This window comes from Rhodococcus sp. (in: high G+C Gram-positive bacteria) (assembly GCF_049286785.1).
In the GTDB taxonomy this organism is placed as follows: Bacteria; Actinomycetota; Actinomycetes; order Mycobacteriales; family Mycobacteriaceae; genus Rhodococcus_F.
Window position 1 is genome coordinate 1 of the sequence record NZ_JBAQEO010000530.1, and the last position, 3569, is coordinate 3569.

A 3569-nucleotide genomic window follows, 5' to 3' on the forward strand; every position below is an offset into this window, starting at 1 on the left:
GTCCGGTCGAAGGGTCGCCGTTCGCGGACCATGACTGGGTATGCTCTGGGACCGCATCGGCTTCGTGACACCGGAGTGAACCGTGGGAACGATAGGCGGTTTCATTCATCCCCGGCTCGATTCTCGCTCGGGTTCCGGACTGTGCTCGCGGTGACGGTGACGGACGTGCGCCGTCGGCCGGCGTACGTTTCGGCGCGCATCCGCTCGACCATGTGGGGGTAGTGCAACTCGAATGCGGGGCGCTCGGAACGGATTCGGGGCAGCTCGGTGAAGTTGTGCCGCGGCGGGGGGCAACTGGTAGCCCACTCGAGCGAGTTGCCGTAACCCCAGGGGTCATCGACCGTGACCACCTCGCCATAGCGGTAGGACTTGAAGACGTTCCAGACGAATGGCAACAGTGATCCGCCCAGGATGAACGACCCGATCGTCGAGACCGTGTTGAGGGTGGTGAACCCATCGGACGGCAGGTAGTCGGCGTAGCGGCGGGGCATCCCTTCGGCGCCGAGCCAGTGTTGGACGAGGAAGGTGGTATGGAAGCCGACGAACGTGGTCCAGAAGTGCCATCTGCCGAGGCGCTCATCCATCAGCCTTCCGGTCATCTTGGGGAACCAGAAGTAGATGCCGGCGTAGGTGGCGAACACGATGGTGCCGAACAGTACGTAGTGGAAGTGTGCGACGAGGAAATAGGAGTCGGTGACGTGGAAGTCAAGCGGCGGGCTCGCGAGCAATACGCCGGACAGGCCACCGAACAGAAAGGTCACCAGGAAACCGAGCGAGAACAGCATGGGTGTTTCGAAGGTGAGCTGTCCTTTCCACATCGTGCCGATCCAGTTGAAGAACTTCACCCCGGTGGGCACCGCGATGAAGAAGCTCATCAGCGAGAAGAATGGCAGCAGAACGGCGCCGGTGGCGAACATGTGGTGCGCCCACACCGCGGTCGACAGTGCGGCGATGGCGATGGTGGCGTAGACGAGGCCGGTGTAGCCGAAGAGCGGTTTGCGGCTGAACACGGGGAAGATTTCCGAGACGATGCCGAAGAACGGGATCGCGACGATATATACCTCGGGGTGACCGAAGAACCAGAACAGGTGTTGCCAGAGCAGGGCGCCGCCGATGGCCGGATCGAAGAGGTGCGCCCCGAGGTGTCGGTCTGCCAACAGGCCCATCAGTGCCGCGGTCAGAATCGGGAAGGCGATCAGTACCAGGATCATGGTGACGAAGATGTTCCACGTGAAGATCGGCATCCGGAACATCGTCATCCCGGGGGCGCGCAGGCAGATGACGGTGGTGATCATGTTGACGCCGCCGAGGATGGTGCCGACGCCGGCTAACGCCAGTCCCATGATCCACAGGTCGCCGCCGACACCCGGTGAATGCACCGCACTGGTCAGGGGTGAATACGCGGTCCAGCCGAAGTCTGCTGCCCCTCCGGGGGTGAGGAACCCGGACACGGTGATAATCGCGCCGAACAGGTACAGCCAGTAGCTGAACGCGTTGAGACGGGGGAACGCTACGTCGGGTGCGCCGATCTGCAGCGGCAGGATGTAGTTCGCGAATCCGAAGACGATCGGCGTCGCGTACAGCAGCAGCATGATGGTGCCGTGCATCGTGAACAGCTGATTGTATTGCTCATTGGACAGGAACTGCAGTCCGGGCACAGCGAGTTCGGCGCGGATCAGCAGCGCCATCAGCCCGCCGACCATGAAGAACGCGAACGAGGTGACCATGTACATCAGACCCAGCATCTTGGGATCGGTGGTCGTGACAGCCTTGTAGAGGAACGACCCCTTGACCCCGCGCCGTGCCGGGAAAGGCCGGACGGGGACGACTTCCACCGCGACGTGAGTCACGATGCACCGTCACCGTGGTGGGATGCCTCGCCCGTAGCAGCGGGATCCGAATGTGGATGCCCACCGACCAACTCGGTGTCGGCGGCGACCGGACCGAGCTTCATAGCTCCGCCCGGTGATCCCAACGCCTCGGACGCACCGGGTAACGGCTTGTCGAAGAAGCGGGCGTTGTCGTCGATGTACTCTTCCCACTGCGCGGGCACGTCGGCCTCGTAATAGATCGCCTCCACCGGACACACCGGCTCGCATGCGCCGCAATCGACGCATTCGTCGGGGTGGATGTACAGCGAGCGGCCGCCCTCGTAGATGCAGTCCACCGGACATTCCTCGACGCAGGCCCGGTCCATCACATCGATACACGGCTCTGCGATCACGTAGGTCATGGCCACCTCCGGGACGCCTTTTTTTGAGGAATCTTTTCCTCTAAAGTCATACAGTATGGCGATACGAAAGGGAACCGGTGCAGAGCGCGCGGGGACGCACGCGGTGTTGGCCTCGCGCAAACGGGTCCAGCTACTGGACGCTTTGCGGGCCAGTCCCACACCGATGACCATCGCTGAACTGGCGGCGCTGTGCGAGCTGCACGTGACCACAGTTCGCTTTCACCTCGACGCGTTGACCAGCACCGGATTGGTATCGGCCGAACGCGAGCGGAATCCGGTGCGCGGTCGTCCCCGTCAGCTCTACCAGGCGCTGGCCCCCCTCGAAACGGGCCGCCATGCCGATTCCGGGTACCAACGGCTGGCCCGCGTGCTGGCGGCGCACTGGTCGAGCGCTGATGATGACGACCCCGTGGGCCGGGCAGAGGCGGCCGGCCGGGCGTGGGCACTCGACGACCTCACCGACACCCCCGGGGCACCCAGATCCATCGAGGACGCCGCGAGCGCCATCGCCACCCTGTTCGCAGAGATGGGATTCGATCCCGAACTCGAGGCGTCAGAAGCCGAGATGCGGATCCGCTTGCACGCCTGCCCATTCGAGTCGGTCGCCCGGCAAAGCCCGAACGTCGTGTGTGCACTGCATCTCGGGCTGTTGCGCGGCGTCCTCAACAGGCTCGACGCACCGGAAACCGACAACCGACTCGTTCCGTGGGAAACCCCCCGGACCTGCGTCGCCCACCTGGCGCGGCACTAGCGCGGCCCTACGCGAGCACGCCTGCGGACAACGATCAATGTGCTGGGGTGATGTTGATTCTGGGAAAGACGATGGGCGGATGTTGATTTCCTTTGGACACGGCCGGCTCGGCCGGGAGGAACTGACAACGTTGCTGCACACGGCCGACATCGAAGCGGTGGTCGACATTCGCCGATTTCCCGGCAGCCGCCGCAATCCCGATGTCAGCAGCGACGCGATGACGCAGTGGCTACCGCAGGCGGGTATCGAGTATCGCCCGGAGCCTCGGCTCGGCGGGCGTCGACGCCTGCGGCGCGGCGGACCGTGCGAGGACCCGTGGTGGCGAGTCGAACAGTTCGCCGCTTATGCCGCTCACACTCGCACCAGTGAGTTCGACGAGGCACTCACCGAAATGCTGGAACAGTCGGCACGGCAGAGAACGGCAATGATGTGCAGTGAAAGCGTGTGGTGGCGTTGCCACCGCCGCCTCGTCGCCGACGTCGCGGTGCTACGCCTCGGGATGAGCGTCGAGCACCTCATGCACGACGGCCGGCGCACCCCACACCTCCCGGCGGAGGGCGCCCGGGTGCGGGCCGACGGCCAGGT

Annotated in this window: 4 protein-coding genes; 2 read left to right on the forward strand and 2 right to left on the reverse strand. The window is 64.3% G+C overall.

Going from position 1 to position 3569, the window contains the following annotated elements:
* Positions 1-101 precede the first annotated feature (101 nt).
* A complete protein-coding gene (ctaD, locus tag WAW17_RS19215; protein WP_422334525.1) occupies positions 102-1850 on the reverse strand; it encodes a cytochrome c oxidase subunit I in 1749 nt (582 codons plus the stop codon).
* Complete coding sequence (gene fdxA, locus WAW17_RS19220) at positions 1847-2233, reverse strand: ferredoxin (protein ID WP_422334526.1); 387 nt, start codon at positions 2231-2233, stop codon at positions 1847-1849. Before fdxA ends, ctaD begins: the two co-directional genes overlap by 4 nt.
* Positions 2234-2288: 55 nt before the next feature.
* Here fdxA and WAW17_RS19225 point away from each other — a divergent pair, with 55 nt between their 5' ends.
* Entirely contained in the window at positions 2289-2984 is a 696-nt protein-coding gene (locus WAW17_RS19225; RefSeq protein ID WP_422334527.1) for a helix-turn-helix transcriptional regulator, read from the forward strand.
* A 79-nt stretch (positions 2985-3063) separates the two neighbouring features.
* On the forward strand, positions 3064-3569 hold a 506-nt coding region (locus tag WAW17_RS19230), incomplete at its 3' end, for a DUF488 family protein (protein ID WP_422334528.1).